Genomic DNA, 15174 nt, shown 5'->3' with positions numbered 1-15174 from the left:
TGCTAGGATGTTCCCCAGTGCGATGCGTTACATCGCAATAACAAATATTAAAGAACACACTAAACAGGGTCGTCACCATGTCAACATACCGTTTAAATACATTAGCTGCCGCTGTTGCGTTTGCCGTAAGCGCACCAAGCATCGTAAGCGCTCAAGAAGCACCTGTTGAGGCTGCACAAAATATCGAACAAATTTCTGTATTAGGGTCGCGCGTTTCTAACCGCACCTCTACTGAGTCTTCGTCACCTATTGATTTAATAGACGCTGATGATTTAAACAAAGGCGGCTTTACAGAACTAGGGCAGAGTCTGCAAGCTACTGCCCCGTCGTTTAACTTTTCTCGTACGCAAGTATCTGATGGCTCTGATTTATTTAGACCAGCAACGCTGCGCGGCTTACAGCCAGATCAAACGTTAGTGTTGGTGAACGGTAAGCGCCGCCATAATCAATCTATTTTTGGCCTTAACGGCACTGTAGGTGCAGGCGCTGCCGGCACCGACATGAACGCCATTCCGCTAACTGCGCTTAAAGGTGTAGAAGTACTACGCGATGGCGCAGCAGCTAAATATGGCTCTGACGCGATAGCTGGCGTAATTAACTTATCGCTTAATAATTCAACTGGCGTAACAACGGGTTACGTACAGTACGGCGGCACCAGTGAAGGCGACGGCGATACGCTTTCTGCAGGTTTAAACCGTGGTTTTGACTTAGGTAATGAAGGCGGCTTTATTAATTTATCATTTGAGTATCGTGATGCCGATGGCACTAACCGTGCAGAGCGCGATACCGGTGGGTCGTTAAATGTTGAGCCAGGCACGCTAAGTGAAGATGTACGTTGGGGCCAAGGTAACTCAGAAAGTGAATTTACCTCGTTGTTTTACAACATGGCTTTGCCAATGGGCGACAGCGAATTGTACTCATTTGGTGGCTATTCTGAGCGTACCGCGCTGGGTAATGGTTTTTACCGTAACTTTAACGAAGCATCTAAAAATGTAACGCAAGTATACAACGATGGCTTTTTACCCCGCATTTATAACGAAGCTGAAGATATTTCAGTAGCGGTTGGTTTTAGAGGCGATATAAACCCAGATTGGGGATACGATGTATCGGCAGTGTATGGTGAAAACCAATACGACTTTACCTCACGTAATACTATAAATGCCTCTTATGCGGCGGAGTACGTATTTAATAACCCAGATGCAAGCGATGCCGATATAGCAGCAAATGCAGGCCCAAGTGGCGGTTACTCTGGTGGTTTTAGATTTGATCAAACAACAGTTAATGCTGATTTTAACGGCATCGTTGATATTGGCCGCAATGAGCCTTTATATGTAACTATTGGTGCTGAATACCGTAAAGAAAACTACGAAATAGTACCTGGCGATGAAGCCTCTTATGCATGTGGCTTGGCAAATACCGATGCTTCGTACCCTTCAGTAAACGACCCTGATCAATTTGCTGAGTGTGGTTTTCAGGCTTATAACGGTTTGCGCCCAGAGGCAACAAACAAGAGCGATCGCCACAGCTACGCGTTTTATGTAGATGTAGAAACCATGGTAACGGATGCATGGAACGTAAGTGGTGCGTTGCGCTATGAAGACTTTTCAGATGCGGGCGATGACTTAATTGGTAAATTAGCAACACGTTATGAATTTAACGATGACTTTGCAGTACGTGGTGCGGTATCGACTGGTTTTAGAGCGCCATCGCTTCAGCAAAGTGGTTATACCGCATTTACAACTAACCTAGGCTCAGATGGCACACTTACGCAGTCGTTCACTGCAAATACGGGGACTGCTTTTCCAAGTGCATTGGGTGTAGATAGCCTAGAGCTTGAAACCTCAACTAACTACAGTGCTGGTTTTGTTTACGATGTAACAAGTGAGCTTTCGTTAACGGTTGATTTTTACCGTGTAGAAATTAAAGACCGTATTACGCTTGGTAGTTTACTTTCTGCAGAGGACGTTGCCTTTAGCGATGAAGCCGTAGCCGCGCTTCAAGCAACCGGCGCTGTGCAAGCTAACTACTTTTCAAACTCTGTAGATTCAACTACGCAAGGTGTTGATATTATTGCTTCTTACCGTACTGATGTAGAGGGCGGTAATTTTGGAGTAACCTTTGCGGGTAACTTAAACGACACTAAAATTGATAACGTGAACGCAGAAGAAGGTATTCCTGAGTCGGTGGCGTTTGATGATTTACAACGTAGCTTTTTTACCGACGGCCAGCCAGGTGAGCGCGCAACTTTAACGTTTGACTATGAGCGTGATGCGTATGAAACAACGCTTCGCTTTAATTACTTTGGCGAAACAGACGTTAAATACTTTGGTAATGACCACATCCCTTTACCAGGTGAGCTTTCGCCTACGGGGTCGTTTAAACCAACTAGTACAGTTGAATCAGCAGTACTAGTGGATTTAAACGTTAGCTACCAAATTAACGAAATATTTAACGTATCGGTAGGGGCTGATAATATTTTTGATGAAACCCCAGATGAGCTAGGTGATGACGAAGTGCTTAACTTTATTACCAACGGCGCGTTTAAATACCCTGTACGTGCATTGCCTTACGGCTTTGACGGGCGTACTTATTATGCAAAAGTAAGCTTTGAATTTTAATTATTTGAGATAAAACTTGTTACTAAGCGCAGTTATTTACTGCGCTTTTTTTACGTTTATTTATTATGAAAAAAGAGCGTTAAAACACTTGCAAGGTTGAAAATTAGGCATACAATCGCCACTTCTTAAGGTTCTTATTGTTATAAATAGTTAGGAAATAAAATGGCTAAAAAATCGAAAACCAAAGCCGCAAATAATAGTGCGGTAGACACCGGCCGAGGTGTTATTAATCATAATGCGCTGGCGGCGCTAGTAACCTCTAAAGTGTTTAAACCTCAAGTGGTTAAAGCTAAAAAAGGGAAAGGCTCGTTTAAGCGCAATAACAAACACGTAGGACGAGAGTCTTATTTAATCGCGGCTTAAATAGCACCGATCAAATAAGACTTTTAACTACCTACTTTTTACCAAGCATACGCGTAAGGGTGTTGTCTTTATCAATAATATGGTGCTTTAAAGCGCCCACAATATGTAAACCTAACGCGATAAGAAGCGCATTTGCTGTAATACCGTGAACGGTTTTTCCTATCTCTGCAAAGCCTTGGTTAAAAGCGAGGCTTTTTTGTGGGTTTTCTGGGTTGGGGTTGTGCGGAATAAGCTCTAGCCCGAACATCTCTACGCCATGCCCACCAAAGCCCGACATAATCAGCCCCGAAATAGGCATAAGTAACATGCTTATTATAAGAACGTAATGCACAATTTTAGCTAACACTTGCTCATAATTTGGGTGTTTAACATCGTGCTTTGGCCAGCCATTTACAATGCGCCATGTTACTCTTAATAACGCAAAAGCAAGCAGTATTACGCCAAATGATTTGTGCCAACTCATTAGAAAAAACGCTTTAAAGTTTTCCATATATAGGCCTGAGCCTAATAAACCAATAATTAAAATAGCTACAATCCAATGCAGGCTTATGGTGGTTTTGCTTAACGTACTTGTTGTATCTTTTGTAAGTTTCATTGTGGTTATTCCTAACTTAAAAAGTGGCGCTTAGTTGCGTGTACAATTGAATAATCTACATTAATGCAGCTAGCTTAAACTATAGAGGGTTAAAGTAGGGTTAACGAAACTTATTTTTTAAATTTAAAAGGATAAACCCGCAACGTGAAGTGAAAGTTGTAGGCGCGAAGCTTGCTCGCGCAAGATGTAAGTTGCTTCTCTAAAAGCGACGCGGCTCTGAACCCCTTAATGATTTATTGATCTTTAATACAAAAATGCACAAAGAGAAGGGATAGAGAAGTAAATGAGAAGTGAAAGTTGGAGGCGCGAAACTTGCTCGCGCAAGATGTTAGTTACTTCTTTAAAAGCGAAGCGCCTCATAACCTCTTTGTGATTAATTGAGCTTTAATACAAAAATGCACAAAGAGAAAAGAATGAGGAGTAAATGAGAAGTGAAAGCTGTAGGCGCGAAGCTTGCTCACGCGCGATGCTCGTTACTTCTCTAAAAGCGACGCGCCTCTGAGCCTCTTTGTGATTTATTGATCTTTAATACAAAAATGCACAAAGAGAAGAGAAAGAGGAGTAAATGAGAAGTGAAAGTTGTAGGCGCGAAGCTTGCTTGCGCGAGATGCAAGTTACTTCTCTAAAAGCGAAGGCTCTCTTAATCTCTTTGTGATTTATTGATCTTTAATACAAAAATGCACAAAGAGAAGAGAATGAGGAGTAAATGAGAAGTGAAAGCTGCAGGCGCGAAGCTTGCTCGCGCAAGATGGTAGTTACTTCTCTAAAAGCGAAGCGCCTCTTAACCTCTTTGTGAATGAATTAGCTTTATTTACGAGCTATCGCTCGTCACGCCAGCAAGCTGAGCGTCAACAAGGTAATTTACCTCGGTGTTAATTTTGTCGGTAGGCGCGAAAAGCTTACTCACGCGCGATGCTAAGCATCTAAAAATCTAGGCCACTTTCTTTTAAATTATTGGCGATGGTTTGAGAGGGGTTTTCACCAAATAACTGCGTGTAATCTTTAGTAAATTGCCCTGCGTGCCAAAACCCCCAATTGGCCGCTATGATTGATATAGGCTTAGTTTGACCAACAACTTTAAGCTCGCGCCTTACGTTATTTAAACGGGTTAAACGCAAAAACCTAAGCGGGTTAATACCTAAAATGCTTTCAAAACTGTACTGCAACGTGCGCCTACTAACAAAAGTAAGCTCGCAAAGTTCGGTTATGGTTATTGTTTTTTGTGGGTTGGCTGCCACGTACTCTTTTACTTTATCGACCACCGCTTTACGGTGTTTATAGCTTGGGGCTATGTTTTGCTGCGGGTTATCAGCTTGCAGTAAATGCAGTGCTAGCATACTAAGCATATCTTGCTGTGACTCTGGTTTAAGCCCAAAGCCTTTACAGGCAACCATACTATTAATAATTTGCCTTGCTGTTTGCAGCGATGAGTCACTAACCGTTAAACGAGCAGATTGTGCAGATGATAGGTTTTTAATTGTTACGCCTTGTAACTGCGCCATGTACTCAATGGAATGCCAATCAATAACCAAACCGTAAATATCAAATTGCTCAGGGGTAATTAGCTCAAAGTCACTGCTGCTGGTACGGCACATAAATTGATTGCTCGCTACATCAAGGCCATTAATTTTACTTTGCTGCGACTGACTCGGTATGCCAAGCCAAATAGAGTTAGGCGCTATGTTGCATTGCTGGCGCAGTGCACGCTCGGTGTATTCTTTAAAAGCATGAATATCGTTGTAATTTACGCCTTCTATACAGCCATAAAAGCGGCCATCGCTTACTTGGTCGTACTTTTGCTGCCATTGAGTGAGGTTGTGGGCTTGCTCGTCAATATCGTGCGTGTATACCTTGCTCTTTTGTGGTGCGTTGTTGCTGCCTTGCTGCGCCATATAGGTGATGCTCTTTTAAAGTAAACATATTTTTAGTTTAAGTGAATGCCAAATAAAGGCATTAACTTACTGAAATAAAATAATAAAAAGTGATTTGCCAAAATTCGATAGCCACTTGGTACAAATTAAGCCTTCTTGTGACTATTCAAAATTGATTTATAGCTTATATGAGGCAAGACCTATACCAAGGTTTGTAATATTAGTTATGCGGAGTAAATCATGGGGCATATGTACAGTTATACTTTAGGAACACATACTTATCAATTCAAGAGCTTAGCGCAGTTAATGGCTAAAGCTACGCCGCAGCGCTCGGGTGATAGGTTAGCGGGCGTTATTGCACAATCGGCACAAGAGCGCGCTGTAGCGCAGATGACATTGGCCGAAGTACCGCTAAAAACATTTTTAAACGATGTACTTATTCCCTACGAGCAAGACGAAATTACACGCCTTATTATTGACGAGCACGACGCAAACGCTTTTAAGCTTATATCGCACTTAACCGTGGGAGATTTTAGAAACTGGTTATTAAGTGATTTTGCAACGCCTGCGGTACTTGCAAGTGTTAGGCGAGCCATTACCCCTGAAATGGCGGCTGCGGTAAGTAAAATAATGCGTAATCAAGATCTCATACTTGTTGCTAAAAAGTGCCACGTAAAAAGCGCGTTTAGAAACACCATAGGCTTGCCTGGGCATTTATCAACCCGCTTGCAACCTAACCACCCAACCGATGACATAAATGGTATAGCTGCCTGCATGCTTGATGGCCTTTTATACGGCAATGGCGATGCGGTAATTGGCATTAATCCCGCCACCGACAACGTAGCGCAAGCCATTAAGTTAATGACGCTGATGGATGATGTGATTCAAAAATACGAAATTCCGACACAAAGCTGCGTGCTTACCCATGTAACTAACACCATAGAGTGCATAGAAGCAGGCGCTCCGGTTGATTTGGTGTTTCAGTCAATAGGCGGTACAGAAGCAACAAATTCAAGCTTTGGTTTTAATTTAAATACACTAGCTGAGGCGCAAGATGCTGCGCTGAGCTTAAAGCGTGGCACGGTTGGCAATAATGTAATGTATTTTGAAACCGGGCAAGGCAGCTCGCTTTCGGCTAATGCACACCATGGGCTTGACCAACAAACCTGTGAGGCGCGTGCTTATGCTGTAGCACGCAAGTTTAACCCTTTATTAGTTAATACCGTTGTAGGCTTTATTGGCCCCGAGTATTTATTTGATGGTAAAGAAATTACCCGCGCAGGGCTTGAAGATCACTTTTGTGCCAAGCTTTTAGGCATACCTATGGGGTGCGATGTGTGTTACACCAACCACGCCGAGGCCGACCAAAACGATATGGATAACTTACTCACCTTATTAGGTGTGGCGGGTTGCTCGTTTGTAATGGGGATTCCAGGCTCGGACGATATTATGCTTAATTACCAAACTACCTCATTTCATGATGCCTTATATGTGCGCCGAGTTTTAGGCTCGCGCCCAGCGCCCGAGTTTGAAGCGTGGCTTAGCAAAATGAAAATTATGGAAAATACCGCCGAGACTATTTTATCAAACACCTTACCAACTGCCTTTGCTAAGCCATTAAAAGCAGTACAAGGAGGGATGTAATGAAAGCGGTTAAAAGCATAAACACGCAAAGCAGCCACGATCACGATAATGGCAAAGTGGTTGAAAACCCATGGAGCGATTTACGCCGTTTTACCGATGCCCGTATTGGCCTTGGCCGCGCAGGCATTAGTTTACCTACATCTGAAATGTTAGCGTTTCAGCTATCGCATGCTCAGGCGCGCGATGCGGTTAACTTTCCGTTAGATATTAGCGAAATGACAAAAACTCTCAGTGCTATTGATGCGCTTAGCGAGGTTGAAAAACCGCTAAGTGTACAAAGTGAGGCTGTTGATCGTGTTACCTATTTACAGCGCCCCGATTTAGGCCGAAAGCTAAACCAAGCAGGGCGTACAACGCTTTTAAATACTATGCAAAGTAGGCAAAACAGTACACAGGCGCAATACGATTTAGCCATTGTGGTAGTTGATGGGCTTTCGTCGTTGGCGGTACAAAAAAATGCAGCGCCATTTATAAGCGAGCTTTTAAAGCAGCTTCCTACTGAGCCCTCACCTTACAAAATTGCGCCAATTACCCTAGTAGAGCAAGGCCGCGTAGCGATTGGTGATGACATTGGCGAGCTGTTAAACGCACAAGTGGTAATGGTATTAATTGGTGAGCGCCCAGGGCTTAGCTCCCCCGACAGCCTTGGCCTTTATTTAACGTGGGAGCCAAAAACGGGGCTTAACGATGCGTGCCGTAATTGTATTTCTAACATTCGCCCTGCAGGGCTTAGCTACTTTGAGGCTGCCCGAAGAGCCGTATATTTACTGCAAGAGGCCAAAAAGTGCGGGCTTACTGGGGTTAACTTAAAAGACAGAACACAAGACGATGTAATAGAGCATCAGGTTCAAACCACAAATTTTTTAATCGCGGAATAAAACCATAAAAAGAGGTCAATATGTCTAATAACAATAAAGAGTATCTTGCACAAAGGCAGTTAAAAAGTGGCACTGCGGGCTGGTTATTGCTTGCAGGGCTAGGGGTGTCGTATGTAATTTCGGGCGACTTTGCAGGCTGGAACTTTGGCATAGCCGAAGCCGGCTGGGGCGGATTTGCCATTGCTGCCGTGTTAATGGCAATAATGTATTTAACGCTGGTGTTATCGCTTGCTGAAATGTCGGCAGCAATTCCTGCGGCGGGTGGCGGTTACAGTTTTGCACGACAAGCAATGGGCCCAGCTGGGGGTTATTTAACTGGGCTTGCGGTATTAATTGAATATGCATTAGCCCCCGCCGCCATTGTTATATTTATTGGCTCGGCGGTTGAGGCGTTAACGGGTTTTAATGGCCCGTGGGTATATGCACTGTTTTATTTAGCGTTTGTAGGTATTCACTTAGCGGGTGTGGGTGAAGCGCTAAAAGTAATGATGGTGATAAGTGGCTTAGCAGTATTGGCTATTATTGCCACTGCCGTGGCGTTAATTGCTAATTTTGACGCGGCTAATTTATTTGATGTTGCGGTAACTAATGCTGCAGGTGCAAATGAATTTTTACCACTTGGTTGGTATGGTGTGTGGGCTGCATTGCCTTTTGCTATGTGGTTATTTTTAGCAGTAGAAGGCGTGCCGCTTGCTGCCGAAGAAGCTAAAAACCCAGCTAAAGATGTACCTAAAGGCATTATTGGCGCTATGTTATTTTTACTGTTTACCGCTTTACTTGTTGTGGTGTTAGTTCCTGCTGCCGGTGGTGCAAACGCAATGGGCGCCAGTGCAGTTCCTTTAGTTGATGCGCTTAACGCCACGGGCAATACAAGCTTAGCCACTGTAGTAAATATTTTAGGTTTAGCGGGGCTGGTCGCGTCGTTCTTTTCGATTATTTATGGTTATAGTCGTTTAGTGTTTGCGCTTTCGCGTGCGGGCTATTTGCCGCGTTCGTTATCAATTACTACAGAGCGCAAAGTACCCGCGCGTGCGTTAATTGTACCCGCTATTTTTGGATTTATTGCCTCACTGAGTGGCGAGGGCGATTTAATGCTAGCCATGGCGGTGGTAGGTGCAACGGTATCATATGCGTTAATGGCGCTGAGCCATATTATGTTGCGTATTAAGCAACCTAATTTAGCTCGCCCGTATAAAACGCCAGGTGGCGTGGTTACATCGGGTATTGCGTTAGTGTTATCGCTTATTGCATTAACGGGTGTGTATGCGTTTGACCCTCGTGCATTTTTATACACCGTAGTGCTATTTGTGATTGGTGCAGCTTATTACTTTGGCTATAGCGCTAAGCATTTAGTCGCTAAAAGTGCAGATGAAGAGTTTGCTATGCTTGCCGACGCTGAAGCGGACTTAGCCGCCTCAAATTAAGGGGTTAATACTAGGGTAAAAGCGTTGCTTTTAAACGCCAGCAAGCTGCGCTTCTACAAGGTAATTTACCTCTGTGTTAATTTTGTAGGTAGGCGCGAAGCTTGCTCGCGCAAAATATTAGTTACTTCTCTAAAAGTGAAGCGCCTCTAAATCTCTTAGTGATTTATTGATCTTTAATACAAAAATGCACAAAGAGAAGGGAATGAGGAGTAAATGAGAAGTGAAAGCTGTAGGCGCGAAGCTTGCTCGCGCAAAATATTAGTTGCTTCTCTAAAAACGAAGCAACTAACATCTTTGTGAATGCATTGGTTATATTTACGAGCTATCGCTCGTCACGCCAGCAAACTGCTCGTCTACAGCCCATTTAACTTATGCGTGTTACTTTTACTTTTATTTTCCCTGCATTGGCGCCGTAAAAGCGGCTTAAGTCATTGGCGAAGGGGCTAAATTCACCGGATTTAGTAATGGTTACTGTAGCGCCATTGGCTATTTCAAATAAATATTCGTCGTTATTGTTAATTGCGCCAACCAAAGAGAACCACTGCGCTCTTGGAAGTCGTCTAAATGGTTCAAGCAATGCCATGGGAATTTCTTTAACCCCTAATTGCACATTATCGCGGTGCCAGCCGCTTGCGGTGCATTTTATACCGTCGTCATACCAAAATTGATTGGGATAGGGTTCAAACTTATAAGTTGCGCCTTCAACTAACATAAGCCCTGTATTGTTATGTGCCTCGCTGGCAAACACTATCACATCTTGGCTTTGCGAAACTTGTAATACACTCATGTTTTGGTTTTCAAGGGCAATGTGTTGGCTTAAACCAGTAAAGCTTAATGTGCTGTTATCGTTATACCTAATTTTGTAATGCAGGTTTTTAAGCGACTCTGGGCGATAGCTAGTTAGTTTATTAATTCGTGTAGCTACGCTTTGATGTATATGTGGTTCTAAGTTGCTGGCTTCGTTATCAATAAGTACATAGCACTCCCTATCCACCAATTTAAAAAAGGGATTAAACCAAAAGTAATTTTGCTGATGGCTTAAAGCCAGAGGATCGGGCGTTACGGTTACATCGTCTTGGTCAACTAATTTACTGCCAGGCAATAAGGTTTCGTAGTCAATGTCGTGGCTGGTTAATAAGCTAATATTAAGTGGTTGCTCAATTAACCATTCAAGCGCATAGCGCAGGCAAATATCAGCTAGGCCATCGCGGTAATAACCGCCGCCAATATCTGAATGCGCCCCTGCAAACCAAAGCTCGGTAATATTATTTTGATGGTTCATTAGGGTGGGTTCAAACGCACGGCGTTTTTCATCAAGTGCTACACAGTGCAGTGCCTGCGAAATATTATTAGCAATGGTGTGGTTTTCAAATATTACATGCTCGGCACCGCGCGTTGCTTTACTGACTTTTGATAAACCTATTGAGGCCACGGTATCAAATACACATACGTAAACATTATCGCTAATTAAAGGCTCTAGGATTTTTGCAAAACGCCTAGCGAGTGCGCCGCCTCGGCTAAAACCGGTAAGTAAAAGGGTATCGCCTAGTTGGTAATGCGCTTTAAAATCACTCATGGCTTGATTTAAAATACTGGCAACATCGTCACCACGTGGCGCTAAAGTTTGGTTTAAAATACGTTTTAAGCGGCTACCTTTAGTGCCAATACCTTGATAATAAAAACTAAGCTGGTTTGTAAATGGGGTGGTGGGGGAGTCATCGAGTTTGCCGCCTAATAATAAATGCAGCTTAAGAATATTAGAAATACTACTGTCTTCTTTAAAATGGTCTGAGCTAAATTGCTCTGCATCGCGAGGTTCGCCACCAGTACCATCAAAATTAAAAATTAGCGTTTTACCCGTCATAGCCCTAATCCTTTAATTGTTTTAAATACTCTACACAGGCAATGTTAAATATTAAAGACATTAATTTTTCAAATAGCACGCTAAGAGGCGTTAGCGTGCTTAGCGGGTTATTTAGTGATTATCAAATATATAATGATTTAGCTCTGTGCCCTGGGCAGGCTTAAGCGCTGGGTTTAGCTGAATTAACTGCTGATAAATCGCAGGGTAAAACATTTTTAATCGTGCTACGCGGGCTAAGTGGTTTGGCTCAAATTTTTCCACAAGCTGCAAAGCTAAAGGAATCATTGGGCTTAACTCCCCTTTGGTGTAACTTTGCTCTAGTGCTAAGTCGAGTATATCTACGCCAAGCTTACTTGGATCAGCCGGTATTTTATTATCAATTAAAAATTGTACTGCCTCAACAGAAGACGATGCAGCTTGTGTATAAACGTCGCGCCCATGTATATCGGTAATCGAAAAATCAAAACCCGCCTGTGCGAGTGCTTGCCAATGATTTAGCGAAAAGCGGCTTAATCGTGTTAACTCACGCGGTGGCTTAGGGTTTATGCGGTTTTGCCAAGTAGTGATTAAATCATCAGGGTTTAAGAGTAATAAAGAAAAAAGCGTATCGGTTTCGGCTTGAGTTAATACCGTACTGAGGCTGTATTCATAAGCTTTTTGATATTCTTTCTTAGATAAATATTCGTTAAATGTGCTTTGGCTTCTATCGTTTGAAAGCTGGTTACTCAGACTACTCCACCAATAATTGACTAAAACAGGGTCTATATCGTGCAAAACACGTACAAAGTTAGATCCGTGCTTATTTTTAACCTGTTGAACTTTGTCATAAGCTTGCATTACTGTGTGCAGCTGCTCTGTATCTTTTAACTGTTGTTGTAACAGCTCACAGTTTTGCCTTTTATTGTTTAGCTGCGCTTTTTGCTGCTTTAAATCTACTAAAAAAAGGGCAACATCAGAATTATCAGGCTCAGTTATTTGGGGTAACGCGTTATTGTTAATTTTACTAATAGGGCTAAAGTAAGCGTATTGCGCTGGGTTGTCCTGCTTATTAATATAGGCCCCTTGCTGGTAAATAAAGTCATTTACAAAAAATACCCCTTTGCTATTTAGGTCTTCATTCGCATTGCCGCTATGTGCTTTGTAACCACGCTTTTTAAGATAATCTAAAAGCTGGGTGTGCTTAGTATCTAATGGGGCTAGGGTTAAGTTACCGCTTTTAGGCAGGTTTACAATAGCCACGTCTAAACCTGTAAATAGGCCTGGCTCGTTGGTTGGCGTAACGCCTTTTGTTTGCAGTACTTTTACAAGAGGTAAATTAAATTTACTGACCGCAATATCGGCTAAGTTATATAAAACAGTGTTTTTTTCGTATAACGGCATGGCATCTAGCACGGGAACTTGCTGTAAAAGCGCAATAATATACTCATTTGGAATATCGTTTTTTATAGCGGTAGCCACTTCGTTCACTGTAAATTGGTTAGATGAAATTGCCTGCTCAAACTCTTTTGGCGTAAATTTATTTGCATTAAGCACAAACAATGTCGCCGGAGAAATTACCTCACTGCCTTCAAGTTTAATAAACGTTTTAGAGTAAGTGGTAAATGTATCGGTGTTGCTTAATAAAGCGTAAAGCGTTTCTTTTTGTACATTTTCATCAAGGGGTACACTCAGAGTAAGTCCTGGAGGGTTATGCTTATTATCTCCAAGCTGTTGTATCATTTCTTTTACTTTATCATTGGTGAAGCCCTTAATAGCCTCAATACCTTGCCAATTAGCTAACTCGTTTAAAGAGCTAGTAATGTTAAGTTGCTGCTTTTGCTCTGCAATAATGGCATCTTTTAAAAGGGCAATGTATGTACGCTGATTGATTTTTGATAAATCTGTATACTTTAAAAGCGTGGATACCGATGTCCCTTTTTTAAGTTCACTTACAAAAAATGAAACAAGCGACTGATTCAATGTTTGTACTTTATTGCTTTGTTGTTGTGACTGATCTCTACACAGGCTAATCTGTTTTTTTAGTTTATTTACTACCTGTAGCGGTGAGTCCTCATTTGGCTGCTTTTTATTAACTACGCTTGCCTCAGAGGTGGCTGGTTTCACTTGAGCTGCTTGCTCTACAGCTACAGAGTGCGGTTGAGTTTGAAAAAAATAAACAGCTAAAGCAGTGATTATTACAATCCCAAAAAGTATTCTTTTCATTAGCGTCAATCCCTTGAATTACAATTACATCTAACTGCATGGTACTATTTTAGATACGCATAATGCAAAAAAGCTTTAAAAGATAATTTACATTACCTATTAAAGCTTTTTGACTATTTAGCTGCTGTTTATGTTCTAGTGCAATTTCATTTTAGGGCGCACAACACGCAGTACTTTTTCGCTTATCCATAATGCAAAGGTTTTTGCGCTGCCGTGTATGGCGCGCTGGTGCATGCGATACAGTGATATATACATAAAGCGAGCAATTTTACCTTCTATAAAAAAGGTATTGCTGGTTAAGTTACCCATTAAATTACCTACCGTACTGTAGCGCGATAAGTTAACGAGAGAGCCATGGTCGCTATATTTAAAGCCGCACAATGGCTGTTGTTTTAACGTGGCAATGAGGTTTTTTTCTACACATAGCGCCATTTGATGCGCCGATTGCGCACGCGGTGGAACGAGCTTTCCGTCTTCTTGGGTAAAGGCGCAGCAATCACCAATAACAAAAATGCTTTCATCTACTGTGCTTTGTAAAAACTCGTTTACTTGAATTTGGTTACTGCGGGTAAGCTCAAAAATACCTAAATCTTTAATAAAATCTGGCGCTTTTACACCTGCAGCCCATACCATTATATCGGCGTCTATGTGTTCTTCGTCTTTTGTTATAAACCCTTGTTCGGTGGCTTCTTTTACCAGTGTTTGCTCTCGTACGTTTACGCCGAGTTTTAATAACTCGCGCTTTGCGCTATCGGCTATGCGCTCGGGTAGGGCGGGCAAAATACGGGGCCCCGCTTCTATTAAATGAATATGTAAACGCTTAGACGACATATTTGTAAGGCCGTAAAGCTTTAATAATTCAGATACATGGTAAAGCTCTGCCGAGAGCTCAACGCCGGTTGCGCCGCCGCCCACAATGGCAATATTTAATGATTGCTGTTGGTTGTCGTCTTGGTGAAGGCGAGTAAAGCTGTCGAGTAGTGAATGCTGAAAACGCTCAGCTTGCTGATTTGAATCTAAAAAGTAGCAATGATCTTTTATGCCGGGGGTATTAAAGTCGTTGCTTACGCTGCCAATGGCAATAACAAGGTGGTCGTAGCGTACGCTGCGCTGTGGCAAAATAGTATGGCCTAGCTCATCTAGGTGCGGTGCAAGGGTAATGGTTTTATTGCTTTGGTCTATATCGCAAAATGTACCAAGCTGAAAATTATAATGATGTTTTGCAGCGTGGGCTGAATACACAACGCCATCTAAATCGGGGTCAATAGAGCCTGTCGCTACTTCGTGTAGTAACGGCTTCCATATGTGGGTGCGGTTTTTATCGATTAAAAGAATTTCGGCTTGTTTTTTCTTCCCTAATTTATGCCCTAATTGTGTTGCCAGCTCTAGTCCGCCTGCGCCACCGCCAATAACGACGATTTTAGGTTTAGTTATATTCATAGCAATGCCCTTAAAAAATAATATACCCAAATAATCTGCTTATAACGCTTATAAAAAATCACTTGGGTATACAAAATTAGCTTGGCTGTTTACACCATTGAGCATCTGCTGCGTATTTTGCGCCTAAATAAAACATATGTCAGCAATTGATAAGCTTATTTGTTGTATACTAAGGTCTAAATTGCCTCAATATGAAAAATTTAGCGCTTTACAGGGCCCTAATATAAAGGCGCTACTTTACATAAAAGGCAGCTTGCTCTTAATAGGGTATAACG

Annotated in this window: 10 protein-coding genes; 5 read left to right on the top strand and 5 right to left on the bottom strand. The window is 42.3% G+C overall.

Features of this window, described 5'->3' with window-relative positions; all coding sequences use genetic code 11:
- Positions 1-77: 77 nt before the first annotated feature.
- The gene (locus tag PSH50_RS17045) at positions 78-2618 is read left to right on the top strand and encodes a TonB-dependent siderophore receptor (protein ID WP_273588012.1); all 2541 of its coding nucleotides are present in this window, start codon (positions 78-80) and stop codon (positions 2616-2618) included.
- 162 nt (positions 2619-2780) lie between these two features.
- The gene (gene arfA / locus PSH50_RS17040) at positions 2781-2981 is read left to right on the top strand and encodes an alternative ribosome rescue factor ArfA (RefSeq protein WP_024032961.1); all 201 of its coding nucleotides are present in this window, start codon (positions 2781-2783) and stop codon (positions 2979-2981) included.
- A 31-nt stretch (positions 2982-3012) separates the two neighbouring features.
- Here the strand turns inward: arfA and PSH50_RS17035 are convergent, their stop codons facing one another.
- Both PSH50_RS17035 and PSH50_RS17030 read right to left on the bottom strand, forming a co-directional pair.
- The gene (locus PSH50_RS17035; RefSeq protein ID WP_273588013.1) at positions 3013-3576 is read right to left on the bottom strand and encodes a cytochrome b; all 564 of its coding nucleotides are present in this window, start codon (positions 3574-3576) and stop codon (positions 3013-3015) included.
- Positions 3577-4499: 923 nt separating this feature from the next.
- Positions 4500-5468 carry a helix-turn-helix domain-containing protein gene (locus PSH50_RS17030; RefSeq protein WP_273588014.1) on the bottom strand — a complete coding sequence of 323 codons (969 nt, stop codon included), beginning with the start codon at positions 5466-5468 and terminating at the stop codon, positions 4500-4502.
- 219 nt (positions 5469-5687) lie between these two features.
- Between PSH50_RS17030 and PSH50_RS17025 the strand changes: the two genes are divergently transcribed.
- Genes PSH50_RS17025 through eat form a run of 3 tightly spaced genes read left to right on the top strand, consistent with a single transcriptional unit; the run spans position 5688 to position 9393 of the window.
- Complete coding sequence (locus tag PSH50_RS17025; protein WP_273588015.1) at positions 5688-7091, top strand: ethanolamine ammonia-lyase subunit EutB; 1404 nt, start codon at positions 5688-5690, stop codon at positions 7089-7091.
- The gene (eutC, locus tag PSH50_RS17020) at positions 7091-7969 is read left to right on the top strand and encodes an ethanolamine ammonia-lyase subunit EutC (RefSeq protein ID WP_055255624.1); all 879 of its coding nucleotides are present in this window, start codon (positions 7091-7093) and stop codon (positions 7967-7969) included. The genes PSH50_RS17025 and eutC overlap by 1 nt, the downstream gene beginning before the upstream one ends.
- Before the next feature lie 20 nt (positions 7970-7989).
- The gene (gene eat, locus PSH50_RS17015; RefSeq protein WP_273588016.1) at positions 7990-9393 is read left to right on the top strand and encodes an ethanolamine permease; all 1404 of its coding nucleotides are present in this window, start codon (positions 7990-7992) and stop codon (positions 9391-9393) included.
- A gap of 364 nt (positions 9394-9757) precedes the next feature.
- Here eat and PSH50_RS17010 read toward each other — a convergent pair whose 3' ends face one another.
- The 3 genes from PSH50_RS17010 to PSH50_RS17000 all read right to left on the bottom strand — a co-directional run bounded on the left by PSH50_RS17010 (position 9758) and on the right by PSH50_RS17000 (position 14899).
- Complete coding sequence (locus tag PSH50_RS17010; protein ID WP_138576698.1) at positions 9758-11257, bottom strand: DUF2235 domain-containing protein; 1500 nt, start codon at positions 11255-11257, stop codon at positions 9758-9760.
- Between the two features lie 111 nt (positions 11258-11368).
- Positions 11369-13459: a cupric reductase gene (locus PSH50_RS17005; RefSeq protein ID WP_273588017.1), complete on the bottom strand. Its 2091-nt coding sequence runs from the start codon at positions 13457-13459 to the stop codon at positions 11369-11371.
- Between the two features lie 135 nt (positions 13460-13594).
- A complete protein-coding gene (locus tag PSH50_RS17000; protein WP_004586960.1) occupies positions 13595-14899 on the bottom strand; it encodes an NAD(P)/FAD-dependent oxidoreductase in 1305 nt (434 codons plus the stop codon).
- Between the last annotated feature and the right edge of the window lie 275 nt (positions 14900-15174).

Origin of the sequence: Pseudoalteromonas sp. Angola-7 (assembly GCF_028599255.1) — a bacterium.
GTDB lineage: Bacteria > Pseudomonadota > Gammaproteobacteria > Enterobacterales > Alteromonadaceae > Pseudoalteromonas > Pseudoalteromonas atlantica.
Note: the sequence above shows the minus strand (reverse complement) of the source record. Positions and strands in the feature narration are given on the sequence as shown.